The following is a 20,723-nucleotide window of genomic DNA, read 5'->3' as shown; positions in this document are numbered from 1 at the left end:
GGAATGAGTCCATCAGAACAATTTATGCCGGCCTTTCTCGAAGAGGTCGTTGGGGACCGTTTCGGTCGCTACTCCAAATATATTATTCAGGATCGAGCCATTCCGGATGTCCGGGATGGGTTGAAGCCAGTACAACGGCGTATTCTATACGCCATGTACGATTCAGGCAATACGCCTGACAAGACTTACCGCAAGTCTGCCAAAACCGTTGGGGACGTAATGGGTAATTATCATCCACATGGTGACTCATCCATCTATGAGGGCATGGTACGGATGGCTCAGCCATGGAAAATGGGCCATATGCTCGTGGATGGTCATGGTAACTGGGGATCACAGGATGATGACCCGGCAGCGGCGATGCGGTATACGGAGGCCCGTTTGTCGCCCATCGCGATGGAGATGCTTCGCGATATCGAGAAACGGACGGTTCTGTTTAAGGATAATTTTGATAATACGGCCAAAGAACCGGTTGTATTGCCATCCCGTTATCCGAACTTGCTGGTTAATGGTGTCAGCGGTATTTCCTCCGGATTTGCAACGGAGATTCCTCCACACAATTTGCGTGAAGTCATTGATGCTTCAATCGCTGTGATGGAGAAACCGTCGATTGAGCTGGACGAAATCATGATGTTTATGAAGGGTCCTGACTTTCCAACAGGCGGATTGATTATGGGCGGTGACGGCATTCTGGATGCCTATCGCACAGGTAAAGGACGGATCTATATCCGGTCCAAAACCGAGATTGAAAACATGCGCGGTGGCAAACAGCAGATCGTCATTACCGAAATTCCTTATCAGGTCGTGAAATCTCGTCTGGTTACAGCGATGGAGAACATCCGACTGGAGAAGAAGGTTGAAGGTATTGCCGAAGTGCGTGATGAGAGCGGACGTGAAGGTCTGCGAATCGTGGTTGAGTTGAAAAAAGAAGCGGACGCACAAGGTATTTTGGCTTATTTGCTGAAGAAAACCGACCTGCAGGTCACCTATAATTTCAATATGGTTGCGATTGTGAATAAAGCACCTCATCAATTAGGATTGAAATCGATCCTCGAGGCTTACATTGCCCATCAGCGGGAGGTTGTAACCTTCCGTACCCGGTTTGAGCTGGAGAAGGCGCAAGACCGTGCGCATGTGCTCGAGGGCTTGGTAAAAGCACTTAACATCCTTGATGAGGTCATTGCGGCCATCAAAGCGTCGAAGAACCGTCAGGATGCTCAAAATAACCTGATGTGGATGTTTGGATTCACGGAACGCCAAGCAGATTCCATCCTTACGTTGCAATTGTACCGTTTGACAAATCTGGAGATCAATTCTCTGGAGAAGGAACTCGGTGAACTGATGAAAAAGATTGCACAATTACAATCCATTCTCGATAGTGACCGCAAGCTCATCGGAGTCATTCGCAAGGAATTGATGGAGATTCGTGAGAAATACGGGATAGACCGTCGTTCTGCGATCCAGGGTGAAGTGGAAGAACTTAAGGTTAATCTCGAAGTACTTGTGAATGCGGAAGATGTATTTGTTACGTTATCCAAAGAGGGATATGTGAAACGTACAGGCATGCAGTCCTTTACACGTTCTGGTGGTGAACGGAGCGGAAGTGGTGTGAAAGACGGCGATTATATCGCTCAGGTTCTGGAAGTAAATACGCTTGAGAACTTGCTTGTCTTTACGAGGAAAGGTCAGTACTTCCTGTTACCTGTTCACCAGGTACCTGAATTCAAGTGGAAAGATCCAGGCACAGCCATTGTGAATGTCATTCCCCTTGCGAAAGATGACCGTATTGCAAGTGTGCTTGCTGTGAAATCCTTTGAAGAGCCAAACCACAGTCTGGTCTTCGTTACGCGAAGAGGACAGGTGAAACGAACGGAGCTGAAGGATTACGTTACCAAACGTTCCGGTGCAGTTGCGGCTTGTAAAGTGGGCAAGGACGATGAAGTGTTATCTGTACATCTAAGTACAGGTGGTCAAGATATTATGTTGATTACAAAAGAAGCCATGGCGATTCGTTTCCGAGAGGATGAGGTTAATCCAATGGGACGTGTATCCGGTGGTGTTCGTGGTATTCAGTTAAGAGATACAGATGAAGTTGTATCGGCTCTATGGGTAGAAGGAGATGAAGGTGAAGTTGCCGTGTTGTCCGATCTGGGATATGGTAAACGATCATTACTTCTGGATTACGCTATACAGAGCCGTGGAGGCAAGGGACTTGCCACATTCGAGTTCAAAGAAGGCAAACGTGTGAAACCGAATGGTAGCCGTATTGTTGGAGCGTTTTATTGCAAAGAGCAACGTAAGATCACTGTAATGACCAAAGAAGGCCAAGTGTTCCCGATCTCTTCGGAAGGTGTTCCGATTACAGAGCGCAAACATATTGGCAAGCTGATCGTTCATGTGGACAAACAGGACGAGATCGTTGAACTTCTAAGGGACTTCAATGAGAATCAACCAGCATCATCTTCATAAAAACAAACAAACGAGACTTTTCGCAGAACAGCTAATCCTGTCATGCGAGGAGTCTTTTTTTGTTGTTCGAAGGCGGATTAGAAGAGGGCAGTCATGCGAAGTTTAACAACCTTCGTCGATTACGGTCGATCGCTAGGAAATTGAAAAAAGGCAGCAGGAATGCGGCTTTGGAGCGCGAAAACTTAAGCAAGTGAAGTGATAACCGGTTGCAGAGAGGAGCGATGGAAGATGTATAATTCCGATTTTGCCAAGTGCTGGTCCAGGTTGACCAAAGATTATAAATTGCATATGGATCAAGAGCTGGCACCCTCATTAACGGAGGCTCAACTGGCTGTTCTGGAGGTACTTGAAGACCATCAGAAGATGAAACCTTCGGATCTGATTCCTTATCTGTCGACTACGCCAGCTGCTGTAACCATGCTGCTCGATCGAATGGAGAAGAATGATCTGATTCGCAGGAATCGGGATAATCAGGATCGACGTATTGTGTGGGTATCTCTGTCAGAGAAAGGAAGAATGGAGACAGAGCGGGGAATCACCATCCGGAATGAATTCATGAACTCTGTTCTCAGTAACATTTCGATGCACAATCAACAATTGCTGGTATATCTGTTAGGCAAAATGACAACACCCAAGACCAAAGAGCCTGCCTTATCTACTTCGGTATGATACAATGCTGATTCTTCTGAATAACCATAGGAGTGCCTGCTCGTTTCATGCAGGAGCCCTATGGTTATTTTTTTACAAATTACATATGCTACACACTGTGTCCAGGTTAGTTGGGTAAAGGCATGGATGTAACACAGTTAGTATGTCCTAATATTATTTTTGTGAATTCATATGTAAAGAGTTGACTATGTAGATATTTTTGTTATAATAAATAATTGTTCCCCTGATATTTCGTGTACGAAATATTATATTCCAAAAGTAAAAGGGTGAAACAATGACTGATACGTATGAAGTATTCTATATTATTAATTCGTTCCGCCAAGTGAATCAAATGCTTTTTCGAGCATTTTGGAATGAAAACAAGGAGATCGAGCTGACTTCGATCCAGTTTATGGTGTTATCCATCCTGAGGGAGCGTCCTTCCATTGGCATCAACGAAGTGGCTGAGCTATGCCATATGGGCAGCAGTTCCATGAGCGCTGTTGTGGAGCGGCTCGTCAAAGGCGAGTATATCGTTCGGACACGTTCGGATGCTGACCGCCGATCCGTTAAGCTTCAGATTACGGATAAAGGGGAACAGGCCCAACAGGAAACGCACCATTTGTGGATGGAAAGAGTGTCACCCATTCTGGATATATCGAAGGAAGACCTTGAGCACCTACTTAGAATTCATAGTCAAATGATTGAAAAGTTAGAAGGAAGAGAGATGAACAACATATGAGTACGACTACTGCTGCAGCTCCATCCTCAGCGATGGACAACATCAAGAAAGGCCCTATTGTAGCGGCATTGTTAATTGGTGCCTTTGTGGCATTCCTGAACCAAACCCTGATGAACGTTGCGCTTCCTAAAATCATGGATGACCTCGGCATCGGGCCAAACAAAGCCCAATGGTTAACTACGGGTTATATGCTTGTGAACGGTGTGCTGATTCCAATTACGGCATATCTGATTGCCAAATTTTCAACGCGTCAAATTTTCATTACAGCCATGACTCTATTTACCATAGGTACATTAGTCTGTGGTCTTAGTCCAACCTTCACCATTCTGATGGTAGGTCGTGTTATTCAAGCGGCAGGTGCAGGTATCCTGATGCCTCTGATGACCGTTGTATTCCTGACCATCTTCCCAATTGAGAAACGCGGTCAGGCCATGGGAACCATGGGGATTGCGATGATTCTGGCTCCTGCGATTGGGCCTACACTTTCAGGTTATGTGGTTGAGCATTATTCCTGGAGATTGTTGTTCTACATCATCTTGCCATTCTCTATTATTGCAACGGCAATTGGTATTGCTTTTGTCAAAAACGTAACACGTCAGTCCAGACCTAAACTGGATTATCCAGGCGTTATTTTATCTACACTTGGTTTTGGTAGTTTGCTCTACGGATTCAGTGATGCGGGTACCGATGGATGGGGCAGTACAATTGTCATTGGATGTCTCGTCGTAGGTGCGATATCCCTGATTCTGTTCGTTATTCGTCAACTGACAACAGATCATCCGCTCCTTGAGTTCCGTATTTTCAAGTACAACATGTATACATTAACAACGATTATCAACATGCTCGTGACAATGGCGATGTTTGCAGGTATGATCCTGCTCCCTATTTTCCTGCAAAACATTCGTGGATTCTCACCAATTGAATCAGGACTTCTGATGATGCCCGGTGCGATATTGATGGGGATTATGTCCCCAATTACAGGTCGCATATTTGATAAAGTGGGCGCACGCTGGCTTTCGGTTGCAGGTCTTGCCATTACGGCAATTACAACTTTTGGACTGAGTCGCCTGGCAATCGATACGACCTACGGCTACATGATGTTTATCTACACGGCTCGTATGTTCGGTATGTCGATGCTGATGATGCCAATCCAGACAGCAGGTCTGAATCAACTGCCTCAACGTCTGAACGCGCATGGTACAGCAATGTCCAATACATTGCGTACAGTTGCCGGTGCGATCGGTACAGCCATTCTGGTTACTATCATGAGTAGTAAGCTCAAAACACATCTGGCGGATGCAGTGGCTGCTGGCCAAGTTGACCCTAATAATAAGACAGCGATGTTAGCAGCTACAGCAGATGCAACAATTTACGGTGTTAACTATGCATTCATCGTGGCTACTGGAATGACCGTGGTTGCTTTGATCATGGCGTTCTTTATTCGGAAAACAAAACCAGCTGTTGAGCCTGTTACTGTAGAACAGGAAAAAGCGACGGCTACAGCATAACGAATATCAGATAAAACCAAAAAGAGAACTCTAGCAGTCGAAGGGGTAACCCTAACTGCCTGAGTTCTCTTTTTTTGGTGTGCGCGATAGGAGGAGAGTACTTTATTATTCGGGCTGGATCGTTGGATCGATAAGAAATACAGGATCGGGCTCATGACCGAACTGTTTGAGATTAATGGTTCCGTTTAGTTGAAACTCCACACCTTCGCTAATCAGTTCTGTTTCCTGCATCATGCGCGAGTGTTCGTCCGGTATGGAGATTTCTCCTTTTGCATTGACGACACGGTGCCAGGGCAGACGTTCCTTGCGGCTCATCGAGTGCAGAATACGTACGACTTGTCTCGCGGCTCTTGGACTCCCGGCATGGGCTGCAATCTGACCGTAAGTCATCACTTTACCTTCGGGAATCGCCGCGATGATCGCAACGACTTGTTTGGTAAACGGGGTCATCATGATGTCTCCTCTCTGTATTTTAGGTATACAGCTGAAAATATAAGAAAACGTGTCGTTCAGATACAGAATCTGAACGACACGTTGTATGGACAGATGTAACCTGATCCTGTGCACTTATAGAGGTTGTTCGATAATACCGCTTCTGATCCCATCGTATCGGTATTGAAAACCAGTCTTTTTGAACACGTATTTATTGAGATTGTCCAAAAGCTTTTTGGTACACAGCGTCTGGCCATTCTGCCCAGGGGAATTCTCTTGCAGGCAAAGATTGCAGAATAACTTCTTCCTTAGTAACTGGATGAGGAAAAGCAGCAATCGCAGACCATAGAGCAATCTGTTGCCCGGGTTTATTCACGCTTGCGCCGTACTTCTGATCCCCATACAGAGGGCAGCCGATTTCTTTCATTTGCACTCGAATCTGATGAGATCTGCCGGTGTGCAGTTCGATATGGAGGAGGCTGTAACGGTCTGTCTCGCCGATAACACGGTAATCCAGCACGGCATCCTTACCGCCAGCCGTACCTTTAGGTACAACAGTAACGGTATTTGTACGTGCATCTTTCAGGAGCGTGTGTTTTAACGTTCCCTGCTGTGCAGGCAACTTGCCGTGTACAACAGCCGCATATATTTTACGGAAATGACGTCCCCGCACAGTCTCGGACAATCTCGAAGCTGCTTTAGAAGTCTTGGCAAAAATCATTGCCCCTCCAACAGGACGATCAAGTCGGTGTACTAACCCGAGATAAACATTGCCAGGTTTGTTGTATCGTTCTTTCAGATCCTGCTTCAGCAATGTAAGCAAATCCGGATCACCTGATGAATCTTCCTGTGTAGGTACATTGACCGGCTTCGTAATGCCTAACAGATGGTTGTCTTCGAACAGAATCGGAATTGCATCGTGATCATGCCGATGTTCTGACATGATTAAGACTCCCAACGGCCCAGAATACCACAAGGCAGATCAAGACCACTACGTGTAATTGGCAGACCAATTTCACCTGCAGTAATGTCACCACCGTACTGAGCAGACATCGTCATGGTCAACATGTTGCGCAGAACCGTAGAGGAAATGCCCGTAGTGTAGGAGTTAACCAGCATGAATAATGGATTATCCGACAAGATCGTCATACATGACTTCAGGAAAGGATATAGGTTCTCTTCCAGTTTCCATGTCTCTCCATTAGGGCCACGGCCATATGAAGGAGGGTCCATAATAATAGCGTCGTAACGATTTCCGCGACGTTGTTCCCGTTGTACAAATTTGAATACATCATCTGTAATAAAACGAACAGGGCGATCAGCCAGTCCGGATAATTGAACATTTTCCTTAGCCCATTGAACCATGCCTTTAGCTGCATCCACATGCACAACAGAAGCGCCTGCGTAAGCTGCGGCTACCGTTGCTCCGCCTGTATAGGCAAACAAGTTCAAAACAGAAATAGGGCGTCCTGCATTGGAGATTTTATCCATCATCCAGCTCCAGTTGGCGGCTTGTTCAGGGAACAGACCAGTATGCTTAAAGCTGGTAGGTTTAATGTGGAATTTCAGGTTTTCGTATCCGATCGTCCAACGCTCGGGAATGGGCTTTTTCATATCCCAGTTACCGCCACCGGAAGAGCTGCGATGATAGTGACCATGCACCTGACGCCATTCATTGGTTTCTTGCTCAAGGGGCCAGATAATCTGTGGATCGGGTCTGCGTAAAATCACATCTCCCCAACGCTCCAGTTTCTCGCCGCCTCCTGTATCGATTACTTCATAGTCCTTCCAATTCTTAGCTACGTACATAATGATTTATCCATCCTTCAAAAGTCATTTGGATACTATTGTACAACAAAAAAGGGCTTGGACGCCAGTTGGGGGACGGGAGTGCACCATATACTGAAAAACAAAGATAACCAAAAATTTAATTTGACAATGATAATCATTATCACATATGATTTTGTTAATCAAAAATTCATTCTTTCTTCATAGAGAGAATATAACATGATCAAATAAAGTGAGGGAAAAATAGATGGCTAAATTGTTAGTGGCTTATGCGAGCATGACAGGAAATACAGAAGAAATTGCAGAACTGATTGTGGAAGGAATTACACAGGGAGGCCACGAGGCAGACCTGAAATCCGTAACGGATTGTAATGCATCTGATGTATTGGACTATGACGGATTCATGATCGGTGTGTACACCTGGGGAGACGGGGAGTTGCCAGATGAATTCCTTGATTTCTATGAGGAGCTGGATGAGCTTGACCTGAGTGGTAAGAGAGCTGCGGTGTTTGGTAGTGGTGACACCTCGTATGAGCAGTTCTGCGGTGCAGTTGATCTTGCGGCTGCCAAGCTGCAAGAGCGTGGGGCGGAGGTATCTCCAGAGATGTTGAAAATTGAATACAGTCCACTTGAGCAGGAGAAAGAAACATGCCGTGACTTTGGCAAACGCTTCGCTGCTGCCGGATTACAGGTATCCTAAAGATCATGTTAAGACATAATGTTCAGGCAGCGATGCCAGTCGGAAGGAATGACCTTCCTGGACGTCTGCTTGAAGATTACAGATTGGAAGAAATGCTGCGCAGCCCACACCGATTCATCCGCCCTGAACCAGTGTCTGAGCAGCGTCTTCCACTGCAATGGAGGCACCGTGTACAATATGCGGTGAGCCATGCGGTCAATGCTTTTTACAGTCTCGACCCCGATGTTCGCAAAGAGGTACCCGTACAGTATTTACTTGAGAAGTGGTGGCCCAGAAAGACGGATGGTTTCGAATCTGTTCTCCATTACTGGGATGTGAAGAACAAGATTACGGATGAATTGTCACTCGCCATTGCAATGAACGATGATTTAAAGCATCCAGCCATTCTTTTTGAACAGTGGAGAACGGAGTTACCTTCATTATCCATGCATTTATCGATGATATTTCAGGCGGCCTGGCAACCCGAAGGCTGGGATTCGCTGCTGATTCAGAAATATATGGTTGTCCATGATCCAAACGTAGTTGAGGCGTTTCAGCATATGGTCAGTGCATTCTGCTGGGAAGCCTTCGGAAAATTACCGGGTATGATCGAGATATACTGTTTGTTGGAAGGACGCAAAATAAGGTACATCCCTGGACGCCAGTCTCTGATACGTTCCATGGACTACATTCGCTTGATACGTGACAGCATGCCGCAAGCAGAAGTGGTGGAGTCAGAACAGTTTACGACGCGTGATAAAGCGCGCATACACGAAGAGGTAGATCGCTGGAGAACGGAAGCTATTGAACCGAAGAAAACATGGTTGATGTGAAGACAGTTGAAGGATAACAATATATCATGCAGATAGAGGAGGGAAAGTTGCCATGTCTACCGGTCTAGGTCAAGATATAAGCAACAGCAAGAGACGTGCAGGAACTTGCGAATTCAGTCCGTTGCCAGTACCCCAGTCGGTTATACGAAAGTTGCTTGATGAAGCAGATCCTTCATTATATGTAATGAGTTCAGAACCCTGGAGGTTTATGTTGTTTGCAGGCGAAGGACGACAGCTTTATCTGGAAGCGGTCAGACAGAGCTATCCACCCCATCTGGCTGATCGCTACGGCGATTGGGCTACATATCAATACACGGAAGCAATCCCTACCCATCTGGTTGTCGTGGCGCCTAGAAATGCCCGTGAGGATGATCTTCTGCCTGCCAAAGCCTGGAGCAAACGCTTTAGTATTCTGGCTGCGGAACAGGGGTTGAATGCTGTCTGGAAGATCAATGATTATCAACAACATCCTGTGTTTATGAATTTGATGGGTTTGACAAGTGAAGAGAAGGTGCTGGGGGTATTCCATATCGGTTACGGAGACCAGCCTGCATTGCGGGATATGGATGCAAGCAGACCAGCCTCTGAACTGATGACGGTCTATGACCATCTGGTCTAAAAAAATGATTCATTAGTTCTGTTATATGCTGGTGTTGAATAGAAAATCACGAACGAGCTGACGATTCGTCTGATCTTTGTTGTAGACGGAGAACAACCGATTGGATACCGTAAGGACATTGCCAAAAAAGAATCGTTCGAATTGGGTCTGTCTGCCCCCGAATGAACCAGACCCAAGCTCCCAGATCAGGCGGAACAGAGCGTTGCGTTCGTGAGAAGGCATATCGTTCCCTTTCAGATATATATTCAGTGAAGGAGCGATATCGGATTGAAACTCTTCTTCCTGAGGGATCATAATCACCCCGCTCGAACCCAAGAGCTGCAGAATTTCAATCATCTCAGGATAAAGTTTCGGAAAAAGGAGATTGGCTGCCATCAACGGTTTGGGTGCAGGTAATACAAATCCTCTTCCGTCTGGTATTGCACCTGCCTCCGCGGCCAAGGCCAATGCTTTTAACGATTCAAGACCTGCGAACACACGTGCAGATTTCTCTATAACATGTGCTTCCGTATTCAGATCCAGCGTATCCGTGAGAAGCTGGATTGTACCGAGAACAAATTCCGTCTTGGCAATATAACGACACAATACCTGATGACCTGCGTGAATATGAAAGTTACTACCACTGAAGAGACGCGAGGACATTTCCTCACTTCCTGCAAAAAATATTCGTTCATGCGGAACGAGCACCCGGTCAAAGATGACGATATTGTCCATTTCTTCATATCTGGAGCTCAGGGGATAGTTGGTGTGAGATTCGGCTGCGTAGGTGTCCCTGCATACCAGACTGATTCCTGGAAGATCATTGGGGACAGCAAAAGAGAATGCAAATGGATTTTCGTCATCAAATGGGGCGGGAGAAGGTGACGGATAGACAAAAATCTCATCCGAAGTGGCAGCTTGTGTAGCCATCATGAATGCTCCGCTAATAATGAGGCCATCCTCGGTGCGATCTACGACCTTTGCGGCAATAGCATCCTCAGTAGCATCCAATTGCCCTGAGATTTTGCTGGCATATGGCTGAATGAAGGCATGGGATAGCGTGATATCATGATCACGGCAGTACGCATAATAATTCTTGAGATTTTCTGCATATTGGGGAGATAGTTCGTTCAGGAGATCGGCACCTGTGTAAAAGGACATTATGGCTGTATTCATGTAATCGGGTGAGCGACCAAGAAAGCCATGATGCACATTTGCCCAGATATTCATCCCTTCCCGTCGTTTACGGAGGTCGTCGGCACTGGTTGGAGGCAGGAAGGATATGCCCACAGGGTTGCCGTCTGCCGGGGAAGCATACGTCATCGTTTCTGCAAATTTAGAATCTGATTGCAGATCATACATGTGCATCTGAGTCTCCATTAAGCCAGCAAATGCTACATGTTCAGAGCGTTTACCAGTAATAAGGTTACCTTTGTACCAGCAAGGGACGGACTGTGCATCAATTCGTTCGCGATACTGTGTGCCACTTTTAACAGGCATTGTTATTCACCTCTTGGTTCTAATCGTTCATAGGCATACTGACTTCTTACGTAGTGTACGTAGGTCATCTGTCCAATGTGCATTTAAGAGGTGAGAAGGATTTTTACAGAATAGGGCTTGATAATAATTATCATTCTTGTTACAATAGACAAAGAAAAAAGGAACCGGTAAGGGCTCCTTTAAGTGAATCACATGAAATTACTTATTTTACTTCAAAAGTCTTACAGTCTGTTTCAGCAGACTGACTTGCTTCTTTGGAACTGTGACTCACGATGTAGATCGAGGAAGCGTTACATTTGTTCTCTTGAGCCCAGTGACGACAGGAATTAACTTCACACAATACGTCTTTTGCCATGATTGTTAACCTCACTTTAATTGGATTACAGTCGTTGGTATAAAGAATCCGGATATAACAAGTTGCCGCTTGTTAATCTGGGAAATTTTTGCTCTCGTGAAATTCGGAGGGCTTTTTTTGCGTTATACACAACGATGCATACTTAGAATAGCAAATTTAATTGAAGCTTGCAACCAAATGCCCCCATCTGTGGCAAAATAGTGGACGTGCTGTGGTTATATTTGCAAAAAGGCAGTAGTATGTTATTATTTAATAGTAATAATTACGATTAAAAGTCTAATTGATTCTATATAAATTGAACTAAACATTTACACGAAACCATAAATGAAGGAGCATGTGAATACATGAGCAAAATAAACCATATGAACCGGATTCCCCGCGCGAAAGGGATCGATATGGCTACTTTTTACACGCCGAAAGAGTGTAGACATAAAGCCCAGCATATTGTATTTTCCGTTGAAAATGAACGCATCATTAATGAATTTGTCACCATTCTGGGCATGAAAGAGAAGTTCAGAGAGCATGATGTATCAATCCCCAACAAAATGGTCATGTTCGGGCCTCCCGGTACGGGAAAAACATTAACGGCATCACATCTGGCGGAGCGCCTTGATCTGCCATTGGTTCTTGTGAGATTAGATGCGATCATTCATAGCCATCTTGGTGAGACGGGGAGTAACGTGCGTAAGTTATTCGAATATGCACGAATGAATCCCTGTGTGTTATTTCTGGATGAATTTGATGCCATAGGCCGGACACGTGAGAGCAATGATGAAGTGAAAGAGATGGCTCGTGTCGTCAATACGTTGTTGCAATGTCTGGACGAATTCGATGGGGACAGTATTCTGGTGGCTGCGACGAATCTGGAAACCCAGCTGGATCACGCCATCTGGCGGCGGTTTGATACGAAGATGACCTACGGTATGCCTGATGATTCGAGTCGCAAATTGTATATCAGCAAATTGGTAGGGGCATTTGAACAGGAGACTCGGCTGGAAGATTACATATGTGAACGCTTGACTGGGTGCAGTTATGCGGATATAGAGCAGATCGTTCTGAAAGCAAAGCGGAAAGCAATCATTTCCAGTAGTGCACTTCATAAGCAACTGATCTCGGATGCTTACGATGAATACAGACCACGTGTATTAGAGTGTTGATTGCTTCCGTTCTGGATAAAGCAACAAAGAACAACGTTGAACTAGCCCAGTCTCCTGAATGGAGTTCTGGGCTAATTGTCATGTTAGCGAGGTGCTTTATACTTTAACGGCTGCTCCGTATGCTTTTTCAGTATTCATAGCTTCTTGTGTTGCAGTCCAGCGTGGCAGGCTTAATCTGAACATGCTACCTTCCGGGCTGCTGGAGACAAGTGTCAGTTCACCGCCCTGTTCCTGAGCGAGTAGGCGGCTATATGTTAATCCTAGACCCAGACCGCGGTTACGACGTTTTTTGAGTTCTCCACGATAGAACCGTTCGAAGATTTTGGGTTGTTCTTCGGCTGCGATGCCTGTGCCGTGGTCTTTAACATCAACGTACAGCATCTGTTCTTCTGTACTTAGATAAATGTCGAAGACAGCCTTCTGTTCAGGAGCTGTGGCATGAAGTGCGTTATTGAGTAAATTGACAATGATCTGCTGAATGCGAAGAGCATCCCCCATGGTAAAAAAGTTAATCGGAGGTGCATGCAGCTGAACCTCTGGCATTTTGTCCTCGTACGCAATCTTCCACTGATAGATGATCTCACCGACCAACAGTTTCAGATCCGTCCGTTCCTTTCGAACGGCAACACTTCCTGCAGCCATGGCGTTATAGTCAAGCAAATCTGCGACCATTCGCTCCATGCGTTCAGATTCCTTCAAAGCGATATCCAAAAATTCTTTACCTTCCTGTGGACTCACAACATCGTCACGTACTGCCATAACGAGCCCCTTGATGGAAGTTACCGGTGTCTTGAGTTCATGACTTACCCCTGCCAGCGAAAGTGTACGCCATTCTTCAAGTTGCTGGAGACGAGTGGCCATATCGCGAAATGAATTTACAAGTTCATTGATCTCACGTTCTCGTGTATTCAAGTCAAGACTCACATCATAATTGCCACCTCGAATCTGTTCAGCGGCATAGGCGACCTGACGAATCGGTCTGGATAACTTTTTGGACAGGAGATAGATTGTAAACCATCCACAGAGGATTAGTCCTCCGAGGATTAGAGCCACGAGCCATATCGTCTCTGGACCAAATGTAATGGATTGTTTGGATTGCATGACCCACACTTTGCCCAAGGTTTGATCGCCCTCGGATATGTTGACCGTTACACCTGCATATTTATTGTTTCGCGGTTCAAGATAGTCGTCTGACAGTCGATAATGCACATCTTTTTGCTCCATTTTAGGCTGGGAAAAGATCAATTGATTGTTATTGTCCAAGATCATGACACAAAAATAATTATCTGTGTTGAATAGTTTCTCTCGCTTGGTTACCAGTCTGTCCAGATCGGGTGGAACTCGAAGCATATTATTCTCACTGGTCACTCGATCGGCAATCTCCAGACCAAGCAGTTCTGCGGTTTTGAGGCTTTTCTCAATGGAAGTTGTTCGAATCCAGTAGAGTGCCCCTGCCGCAATAATCGTGAAACCAATGCACAAAATGAGAAAATATCGCAGTGTCCAGTGTGACAGAATGGATATCGTTCGTTTGGGTTTCTTCTGTTTCAGTTGGCGATCCAAAATTGATACCCCATTCCTCGCAACGTCCGAATTTCTCCCGTCTCTGGCGACCAGTGGGAGAGGGCTTGACGTAGTCGTTTAATCGATAGATCCACAGCACGATCACTGCCATCATAGTCCATCCCCCATACCTGTTCAATAAGATGATCTCTGGTAAATGTACGATTCGGATAATCGGACAGGAAGAACAGTAACGACAGGTCACGAGGTGTGAGTGCAACCTCTGCACCGTTCAGCAGCACCTGCTTGGCAGCAAGATCAATGACGAGATTTCCAAAAGAACGCTTCTCTTCGCCACCTGAGGTCCAATGTGGATTACGGCGCAACACCGCATTAACTCTGGCAACCACTTCTTCCGGTACAAAAGGTTTGCTCATATAATCGTCAGCACCGGCATTTAGTCCGTTGAGACGGTCTGAAATGTCATCCAGTGCAGTTAGCATGATCACGGGACAAGCACTTTTTTCACGAATAATTCGCAGCAGATCCCATCCGTCCATTCCTGGCAGCATCACATCAAGTAATACAAGGGAAGGCGTTACGGTATCAAAAAGGGTAAGTGCAGTCGGTCCATCTGCTGCATGATGAACTTCAAATTCTGCTTTTCTCAGATAAGCAGCCAATACACGTGCAATAGCTTGCTCATCCTCGACGATAAGTATGGATTTCAAAAAAAGCGTTCTCCTTTCGCTTTGTAAACTTGTACTGATTTTACATGAGCCAGAGCGTAAAGCCAATCCTGTATTACGGATTTCAAAAAAATATGTGACTTGTCTTATCTTGACTTCTTCCTGACACATTCAATTGATATGATTCACTCCAAGAAGCAACCTAAACAATCATGTACTGGAGGAAACATAGAGATGAACAAGAAAGCAAAAGCATGGCTTATTACAGGTGTAGCGGCGGTTGCCGTAATCGGTGGCGGTGGTTACTATATCACAAACAGTTACTTGGGGAACAACGTGGAGATTGAGCAGGTGCTTCCTGCGAGCACAGCGACTTCCACCACAGCTGTAGATAGCACAGGAACGGTTGTAGCCAATGAAACTGCTGGAGCAGAGCAACTGAACGGAGACTGGAGCATCAGCGAAGGTTCCAAAGTATACTTCTCCGTAACCACATCACAGGAGACAGTTAACTTTGTGGACGAGAAGGTAACAGGCAATTGGACAATTAATGTAGATGATGCTGCTCAGATGAAGGCAGAAGGACAGATCGAGATGGACGGAATTGATTCCGGGAATGGACAGCGTGATGGTCACGTGAAGCAAGCCGATTTCTTCGACGTTGCTACATATCCACAAGCTACATTTACAGCGACTTCATTTGAAGGGGTACCTGCGGAATGGCCTGTCGGTCAAACGGTTGATATCAAAATGAATGGTACCATTACGGTTAAAGGTATTGAAAAAGAAGTAACCTTTGACGCAAAAGCTGCTTATGAGAATAATGCAGTATTGTTGTCGGCAACATCGATGGTAACGTTCGAAGATTTCGGAATGGAAAATCCGCACTCCGTTGTGCTCTCGACTGAAAATGATATCCAGGTACAACTTGAATTGAAACTTTCTAAATAAGTGTAACAATGATCATATACCTGAAAATCTGTTCTGTTCTGCCTTACGGTAGACGGACAGATTTTTTTGTTTTTCTTACAAAATAGTGTGATTAATATAACTCAAATGTAACTGTCACAGGATCATATTGTTAAAATAACTGCTGTTTCCTTTGGAAAATGCCGTGTTACCCATCGCTATTAAGCGCTTACAATGAGGAGGAATCATAACATTCATTGATCCATGCACAATCAAACACAAAAAGGGGGAGATCAAGAGTGAACAAAAGGTACATAAGCGGGTGTCTGGTATTACTAATGCTGTTCTGTGATCTGGGGTTGATGGTTCGTCCAGCGGCTGCAGAAGATGCAAAAGTGAACGTGGCACTTAACAAGGCGGTTTCGGTAAGCACAGAATATTTGGAGCATTGGAGCAAAAAGGAGCACTTGGTTGATGGTAAAAGTGACACGCATTGGGCTGCTAAGGCTGGAGTGACAACGGAACAACCACAGTGGGTGATGATTGATCTGGGTGAAGACTACAATCTGTCCGGAGCGGAGATAACGTGGAGAGAAAACACGGTTGTGAAATATATGGTAGAAACATCTGCTGATCAGCAGGCATGGACCAACGTTGCTGATCAAAATGAAAATGCCGATCCCAAACAGATCGCTGATCTGACGTTTCAGCAGAATGATGTGCGATACATCAGATTGAACATATCTTTTTACAAGGGTGAGGGTGTCTGGCCGGAAATATTGGAGTTCAAAGTGTGGGGAGAAGCAGAAGGAACTGAACCAGCCAATATTAAAGGATATGATGAGATCGAAGTGAGAACGGTGACCAGAAGTGCGCCAATTCTGCCCAACGAGGTAAAGGCACAGTTTCAGAATGAAAAATCGGGAATGGTACCTGTGACTTGGGATTATATCGACCCTATGCAATACGCCTCTGCAGGCGAATTTACGGTAACAGGAGTTGTATATGGTGCGCCTCCAGAACCTCAGCTTAAAGCTAAAGTGATCGTTGAGGGATATCGTGCAGACTATGTTAGAGGTGTTGATATTTCCACGTTGACTGCCATTGAGGACAAAGGCGGCAAATACGTGGACAGCAACGGTACAGAGCGTGATTTGCTCGATATTCTCAAGGATCGCGGTGTCAATTATGTGCGTCTTCGTCTGTGGAATGATCCACAGAAATCAGGGGGATACAACGACAAGGACGATGTCATTCGTTTGGCCGAGCGGGTGAAGAAAAAAGGTATGAAGATCCTGTTGGATTTCCACTACTCGGATGAGTGGGCGCACCCGGGCCAGCAGCTTCGTCCAAAAGCTTGGGAAGGTCTTTCGCCCGAAGAGCTGAAGCAGGCCGTATACAACTATACGTATGAAGTTGTGCGAGAAATGAAAGCTAAGGGCGCCATGCCTGATATGGTGCAGATCGGTAATGAGATCAACAGTGGTGTTCTGAACGGTTTGAGCAGCGACGTGGATTTCGAGCAAAATGTTGCATTGCTGAAAAGCGGAATTGATGCTGTACGTGCAGTAGAAGGAGAGATCACCGATAACGCGGATAAGGTGAAGATTATGATCCATCTGGCTGAAGGTGGCAAGGTGGATACGTTCAAATGGTACTTTAAAGAGTTAAGTGCTGGCGGACTGGAATATGACATTATCGGACTGTCGTATTACCCGTTCTGGCATGGGACGTTTGCGGATGTACAGAAAACGATGAATGAAGTGTCAGTCGAGTTTGGCAAAGATGTCATTATCGCTGAAACGTCCTATCCGTTTTCCTACAAAAACGGGGACGCTCATGGAAATATCATTGGATCAGATGAAGCGCTTCATGTAGGGGGAGCAGACTTCCCCGCAACCGTTCAAGGTCAATATGATGCTATCGCCGGCATTATGGACATGATTGCGAACGTGCCGGATAATCATGGAGCAGGTTTCTTCTACTGGGAGCCAGCTTGGATTCCGGCCGGTGTAGGCTGGATTGCATCTGAAGGGAATGCATGGGAGAACCAAGCCATGTTTGATTACGACGAATTTCCGGCCAACGGCGGGCATTCTTATGAAGGCAGAGCGTTATGGTCCCTTGATGTGTACAAACGCGGACTGGAGCTTCTGCCCGCAGACCGCCAGCAACTGGATGCGGCACTTACACGAGCCGAATCATTGGTACAGACTGATTTTACTCCGGAAAGCTGGGTGACTCTGGCTCCGGCAATCTCGGCAGCGAATGATGTATACCAACAGGCATACACGCCGGGTGGGGTAACTCAATTAGATACAGATGCAGCGACAACAGCATTGGAACGTGTGATGCAGCAGATGCAGGTTATCACCCCGCAGCTTGACGAGCTCAGATCTAAAATAGCGGAAGCGCGTACGTATCAGCAGGCTGACTGGTCTGCGGCCACTTGGGCGGTATTGACCAAAGCGCTGGAAGGCGCTGATCAGATCTTGAATGATCCAAGAGCAACACAGACGGATGCGAATACAGCGGTTAAACGTTTGCATGATGCCATTCAAGGTCTATCCAATGTGGACAAAACACAACTGCACCAGTACATTCAACAAATGCAACAGCAGACTAAATCTTCCTATACACGCCGGAGCTGGTCTGTATTGGAACAGTCTTTGCAGGCAGCGATTCAGGTCCGAGATAACAATGCTGTTGTCCAGTCTGAGGTGAATTCAGCACTGAGTACGTTGAAACAAGCCTTTACTAATCTAGTCTCTCTGGAGGCTTTAACAACGGGCAAAACGGCAACGGCTTCAAGTAGTGCAGGGACAGGAGGCAATCAAGCCAACTCTCCTGAAGGTGCAATTGACAACAATCCGAACACTTCATGGGGAACAGACCAGAGTAAGGATAGCTGGTGGCAAGTGGATTTGGGTCAGGTTGCTAACCTCCGTAAAATCGAAATGTCGATGTGGAGTGGCGGCATCAAATATACGATCGAAGTGTCCAACGATAACAAAAATTTTGTGAAAGTAGTGGACACCACAAGTGATGTAGTTGTATCAACCGCACCTAGCCATGTACTTCCAGAAGGCACGGAGGGACGTTACATTCGGGTAACGATTAAAACAGGTCCCACATGGGTAGGATTCATGGAATTTGAAGCATACGGTACGTTCCCAGCGGACAAATCTGCACTGCAAACTACTGTAGATACCGCTGAGAAATTAAAACAAACCGAATACACGACATCAAGCTGGAATGTGTTCAGTAAGGCACTTTCTGAAGCGAAGGCATTCATTCTGGATGTTGAATCTTCAACGCAAGATGTAAGCAATGCGGATCGTGCGTTACAAGATGCTGTGAGTAAGCTTGTACGTCAAGATGTAACACCTGGCCCTGGCCAGCCATCACAACCAAGTGTACCATCATCACAACCTTCCAACCCGGGAACAGCTCCTTCAACGGGGAATCCGGCTGTAACACCACCGGTTGAACCTGGTGATCCGCCAGTTAAGGGTCTAATAACGGTAAAAGGAACAGCAACCGGGAATGACAAGTATTCGATTCGTCCAGATGTATCTCAATTAACCCAGGCACTGCAATCCATGGATGCAGGAAATCGTACGTTGAAACTGCTTGCAGATGTACCCGACACAGCCAAGACAGTCACATTCCAGTTGGCTGCAAGTCAACTGGCGGCATGGATTCGTTCCGAGGAAGTGAAATCCCTGGATGTAGTTGTAGGACAGACTACCGTTCGTGTTCCTCTGAGATCACTCCCGCTAACCATTGCGGAGACTGAGGGAACGTTCGACATCGTAGTGGCAAAAGGATCGACAGATACATTGTCCACATCTCAAAAAGCAGCGATCAGTAATCATGCGATTGTTGATGTGAATCTGTTAATGAACAATAAGCCATTGCAATGGACAAACAGAGCAGTTGAAGTTGCTCTATCCAATGTGGAGCAACCTAAGAAGAGTGATGTAGTTATGATTGTACATTCCATATCTCCAAGTGGAGAAATGAAACCTGTTACGTATTCCAAGTACGATGATAAGACCAAAACGATGGCGTTCAAACCACTGGAATCCGGCAGTTATGTCATTGAAGAAGTTGAAGTGCCATTACATGATTTGCAAAATCACAATTGGGCAATCCGAGAGGTACAGAACCTCTACGGTAAAGGGATTATTTCGGGGATGAGCGCAACTCGTTTTGCCCCGCAAGGTGAACTGACCAGAGCACAATTTTTGCAAATGATTATTAAAGGTATTGGTGATGCACGCCAGCCGGATCCATCTATTTCAACACCAACGGATGTGAAGGAAGGGCAGTGGTATACCGATTCAGTACGACTTGGAATGGAAATGGAAATAATTCAAGGCCGAGCAGATGGAAGCTTTGGAGCGAATGAACGCATTTCACGAGAAGAAATGGCCGTTATGCTGAACAGAGCACTGAAGGTTGTGCAGCGTGAGGGTGCGACCAATTCTGTACAAGGAAATATGGTGTTTGTAGACAACGCCGAGATCGCAGCATACGCCAAAGAAGCTGTAGCCTCAATGCAACAACTTGGGCTGCTAAATGGCATGCCTGATGGCACGTTTGCTCCGAAAGAAACAGCGAACCGTGCACAGGGAGCTGTTGCAGTCGCCAGACTGATGGAACAACTGTATTAGAGGTAGTTCAAAACGTCCGTTTTTATTATGAAGGATGATGCTTGGTGGCATTATCAACACTCATGAATAGAAAATAACAAAGCAGGTAAAGAGATCGGATCATATGATTCGGTCTCTTTATTTTTTGTGAAAAGAGATTATAACGGACCCGCTTTCTCTAAATAGGCATATAAACAATTTGTTAATGTCGTATTGACAATATCGAATTCATTTGTTATCATTTCGATAATATCAAAA

At 45.7% G+C, this 20,723-nt stretch carries 17 protein-coding genes; 10 read left to right on the top strand and 7 right to left on the bottom strand.

Translation table 11 applies throughout. The annotated features are described in order from the left end of the window. The first annotated feature begins 3 nt into the window (after nt 1-3). From gyrA to MHI52_RS18775, 4 genes are all read left to right on the top strand, one after another. Nucleotides 4-2,466: a DNA gyrase subunit A gene (gene gyrA / locus MHI52_RS18790; RefSeq protein ID WP_047843513.1), complete on the top strand. Its 2,463-nt coding sequence runs from the start codon at nt 4-6 to the stop codon at nt 2,464-2,466. A 228-nt stretch (nt 2,467-2,694) separates the two neighbouring features. Then, a complete protein-coding gene (locus MHI52_RS18785; RefSeq protein WP_036613306.1) occupies nt 2,695-3,135 on the top strand; it encodes a MarR family winged helix-turn-helix transcriptional regulator in 441 nt (146 codons plus the stop codon). 274 nt (nt 3,136-3,409) lie between these two features. Beyond that, nucleotides 3,410-3,856 (top strand): MarR family winged helix-turn-helix transcriptional regulator, encoded by a 447-nt coding sequence (locus MHI52_RS18780; RefSeq protein ID WP_036613308.1) that lies wholly within the window; start codon nt 3,410-3,412, stop codon nt 3,854-3,856. Then, the gene (locus tag MHI52_RS18775) at nt 3,853-5,364 is read left to right on the top strand and encodes a DHA2 family efflux MFS transporter permease subunit (protein WP_282320950.1); all 1,512 of its coding nucleotides are present in this window, start codon (nt 3,853-3,855) and stop codon (nt 5,362-5,364) included. The genes MHI52_RS18780 and MHI52_RS18775 overlap by 4 nt, the downstream gene beginning before the upstream one ends. A gap of 105 nt (nt 5,365-5,469) precedes the next feature. On the opposite strand, the gene MHI52_RS18770 is transcribed toward MHI52_RS18775, so the two are convergent. From MHI52_RS18770 to MHI52_RS18760, 3 genes are all read right to left on the bottom strand, one after another. Continuing rightward, nucleotides 5,470-5,814: an MGMT family protein gene (locus tag MHI52_RS18770; protein ID WP_036613313.1), complete on the bottom strand. Its 345-nt coding sequence runs from the start codon at nt 5,812-5,814 to the stop codon at nt 5,470-5,472. 193 nt (nt 5,815-6,007) lie between these two features. Continuing rightward, nucleotides 6,008-6,739 (bottom strand): RluA family pseudouridine synthase, encoded by a 732-nt coding sequence (locus MHI52_RS18765; protein ID WP_405157452.1) that lies wholly within the window; start codon nt 6,737-6,739, stop codon nt 6,008-6,010. A 2-nt stretch (nt 6,740-6,741) separates the two neighbouring features. Then, the gene (locus MHI52_RS18760; RefSeq protein WP_017687801.1) at nt 6,742-7,605 is read right to left on the bottom strand and encodes a class I SAM-dependent methyltransferase; all 864 of its coding nucleotides are present in this window, start codon (nt 7,603-7,605) and stop codon (nt 6,742-6,744) included. A gap of 226 nt (nt 7,606-7,831) precedes the next feature. Here MHI52_RS18760 and MHI52_RS18755 point away from each other — a divergent pair, with 226 nt between their 5' ends. The 3 genes from MHI52_RS18755 to MHI52_RS18745 are packed head-to-tail and all read left to right on the top strand — an operon-like array spanning nt 7,832 to nt 9,715. Then, nucleotides 7,832-8,284 carry a flavodoxin gene (locus tag MHI52_RS18755; RefSeq protein ID WP_017687802.1) on the top strand — a complete coding sequence of 151 codons (453 nt, stop codon included), beginning with the start codon at nt 7,832-7,834 and terminating at the stop codon, nt 8,282-8,284. 5 nt (nt 8,285-8,289) lie between these two features. Further along, entirely contained in the window at nt 8,290-9,096 is an 807-nt protein-coding gene (locus tag MHI52_RS18750) for a hypothetical protein (protein ID WP_076250045.1), read from the top strand. Nucleotides 9,097-9,148: 52 nt separating this feature from the next. Beyond that, nucleotides 9,149-9,715 (top strand): nitroreductase family protein, encoded by a 567-nt coding sequence (locus tag MHI52_RS18745; protein ID WP_405157451.1) that lies wholly within the window; start codon nt 9,149-9,151, stop codon nt 9,713-9,715. A 21-nt stretch (nt 9,716-9,736) separates the two neighbouring features. On the opposite strand, the gene MHI52_RS18740 is transcribed toward MHI52_RS18745, so the two are convergent. Together MHI52_RS18740 and MHI52_RS18735 are read right to left on the bottom strand one after the other, a co-directional pair. Next, nucleotides 9,737-11,194 carry a 4-hydroxyphenylacetate 3-hydroxylase family protein gene (locus tag MHI52_RS18740; RefSeq protein WP_405157450.1) on the bottom strand — a complete coding sequence of 486 codons (1,458 nt, stop codon included), beginning with the start codon at nt 11,192-11,194 and terminating at the stop codon, nt 9,737-9,739. 202 nt (nt 11,195-11,396) lie between these two features. After that, the gene (locus tag MHI52_RS18735) at nt 11,397-11,549 is read right to left on the bottom strand and encodes a DUF1540 domain-containing protein (protein WP_074095586.1); all 153 of its coding nucleotides are present in this window, start codon (nt 11,547-11,549) and stop codon (nt 11,397-11,399) included. Nucleotides 11,550-11,893: 344 nt separating this feature from the next. Between MHI52_RS18735 and MHI52_RS18730 the strand changes: the two genes are divergently transcribed. Continuing rightward, nucleotides 11,894-12,706 carry an AAA family ATPase gene (locus tag MHI52_RS18730; protein ID WP_405157449.1) on the top strand — a complete coding sequence of 271 codons (813 nt, stop codon included), beginning with the start codon at nt 11,894-11,896 and terminating at the stop codon, nt 12,704-12,706. 96 nt (nt 12,707-12,802) lie between these two features. Here MHI52_RS18730 and MHI52_RS18725 read toward each other — a convergent pair whose 3' ends face one another. Further along, complete coding sequence (locus MHI52_RS18725; RefSeq protein ID WP_047843507.1) at nt 12,803-14,269, bottom strand: HAMP domain-containing sensor histidine kinase; 1,467 nt, start codon at nt 14,267-14,269, stop codon at nt 12,803-12,805. Next, nucleotides 14,254-14,940 carry a response regulator transcription factor gene (locus MHI52_RS18720; protein WP_036613325.1) on the bottom strand — a complete coding sequence of 229 codons (687 nt, stop codon included), beginning with the start codon at nt 14,938-14,940 and terminating at the stop codon, nt 14,254-14,256. The genes MHI52_RS18725 and MHI52_RS18720 overlap by 16 nt, the downstream gene beginning before the upstream one ends. Before the next feature lie 192 nt (nt 14,941-15,132). Here MHI52_RS18720 and MHI52_RS18715 point away from each other — a divergent pair, with 192 nt between their 5' ends. Further along, the gene (locus MHI52_RS18715) at nt 15,133-15,849 is read left to right on the top strand and encodes a YceI family protein (protein WP_076317527.1); all 717 of its coding nucleotides are present in this window, start codon (nt 15,133-15,135) and stop codon (nt 15,847-15,849) included. A 257-nt stretch (nt 15,850-16,106) separates the two neighbouring features. After that, on the top strand, nt 16,107-20,486 hold the full coding sequence (locus MHI52_RS18710; RefSeq protein WP_405157448.1) for a glycosyl hydrolase 53 family protein: 4,380 nt from the start codon (nt 16,107-16,109) through the stop codon (nt 20,484-20,486). Nucleotides 20,487-20,723: the final 237 nt, after the last annotated feature.

This window comes from Paenibacillus sp. FSL H8-0283 (genome assembly GCF_045040675.1).
Classification (GTDB): Bacteria; Bacillota; Bacilli; order Paenibacillales; family Paenibacillaceae; genus Paenibacillus; species Paenibacillus amylolyticus.
This window is presented reverse-complemented; position numbering and strand designations above follow the sequence as displayed.

Bases quoted from the DNA above. Each gene is read 5' to 3' on its own strand.
- gyrA (WP_047843513.1), top strand. From the start codon at position 4: ATGAGTCCATCAGAACAATTTATGCCGGCCTTTCTCGAAGAGGTCGTT.
- MHI52_RS18785 (WP_036613306.1), top strand. From the start codon at position 2,695: ATGTATAATTCCGATTTTGCCAAGTGCTGGTCCAGGTTGACCAAAGAT.
- MHI52_RS18780 (WP_036613308.1), top strand. From the start codon at position 3,410: ATGACTGATACGTATGAAGTATTCTATATTATTAATTCGTTCCGCCAA.
- MHI52_RS18775 (WP_282320950.1), top strand. From the start codon at position 3,853: ATGAGTACGACTACTGCTGCAGCTCCATCCTCAGCGATGGACAACATC.
- MHI52_RS18770 (WP_036613313.1), bottom strand. From the start codon at position 5,814: ATGACCCCGTTTACCAAACAAGTCGTTGCGATCATCGCGGCGATTCCC.
- MHI52_RS18765 (WP_405157452.1), bottom strand. From the start codon at position 6,739: ATGTCAGAACATCGGCATGATCACGATGCAATTCCGATTCTGTTCGAA.
- MHI52_RS18760 (WP_017687801.1), bottom strand. From the start codon at position 7,605: ATGTACGTAGCTAAGAATTGGAAGGACTATGAAGTAATCGATACAGGA.
- MHI52_RS18755 (WP_017687802.1), top strand. From the start codon at position 7,832: ATGGCTAAATTGTTAGTGGCTTATGCGAGCATGACAGGAAATACAGAA.
- MHI52_RS18750 (WP_076250045.1), top strand. From the start codon at position 8,290: ATGTTAAGACATAATGTTCAGGCAGCGATGCCAGTCGGAAGGAATGAC.
- MHI52_RS18745 (WP_405157451.1), top strand. From the start codon at position 9,149: ATGTCTACCGGTCTAGGTCAAGATATAAGCAACAGCAAGAGACGTGCA.
- MHI52_RS18740 (WP_405157450.1), bottom strand. From the start codon at position 11,194: ATGCCTGTTAAAAGTGGCACACAGTATCGCGAACGAATTGATGCACAG.
- MHI52_RS18735 (WP_074095586.1), bottom strand. From the start codon at position 11,549: ATGGCAAAAGACGTATTGTGTGAAGTTAATTCCTGTCGTCACTGGGCT.
- MHI52_RS18730 (WP_405157449.1), top strand. From the start codon at position 11,894: ATGAGCAAAATAAACCATATGAACCGGATTCCCCGCGCGAAAGGGATC.
- MHI52_RS18715 (WP_076317527.1), top strand. From the start codon at position 15,133: ATGAACAAGAAAGCAAAAGCATGGCTTATTACAGGTGTAGCGGCGGTT.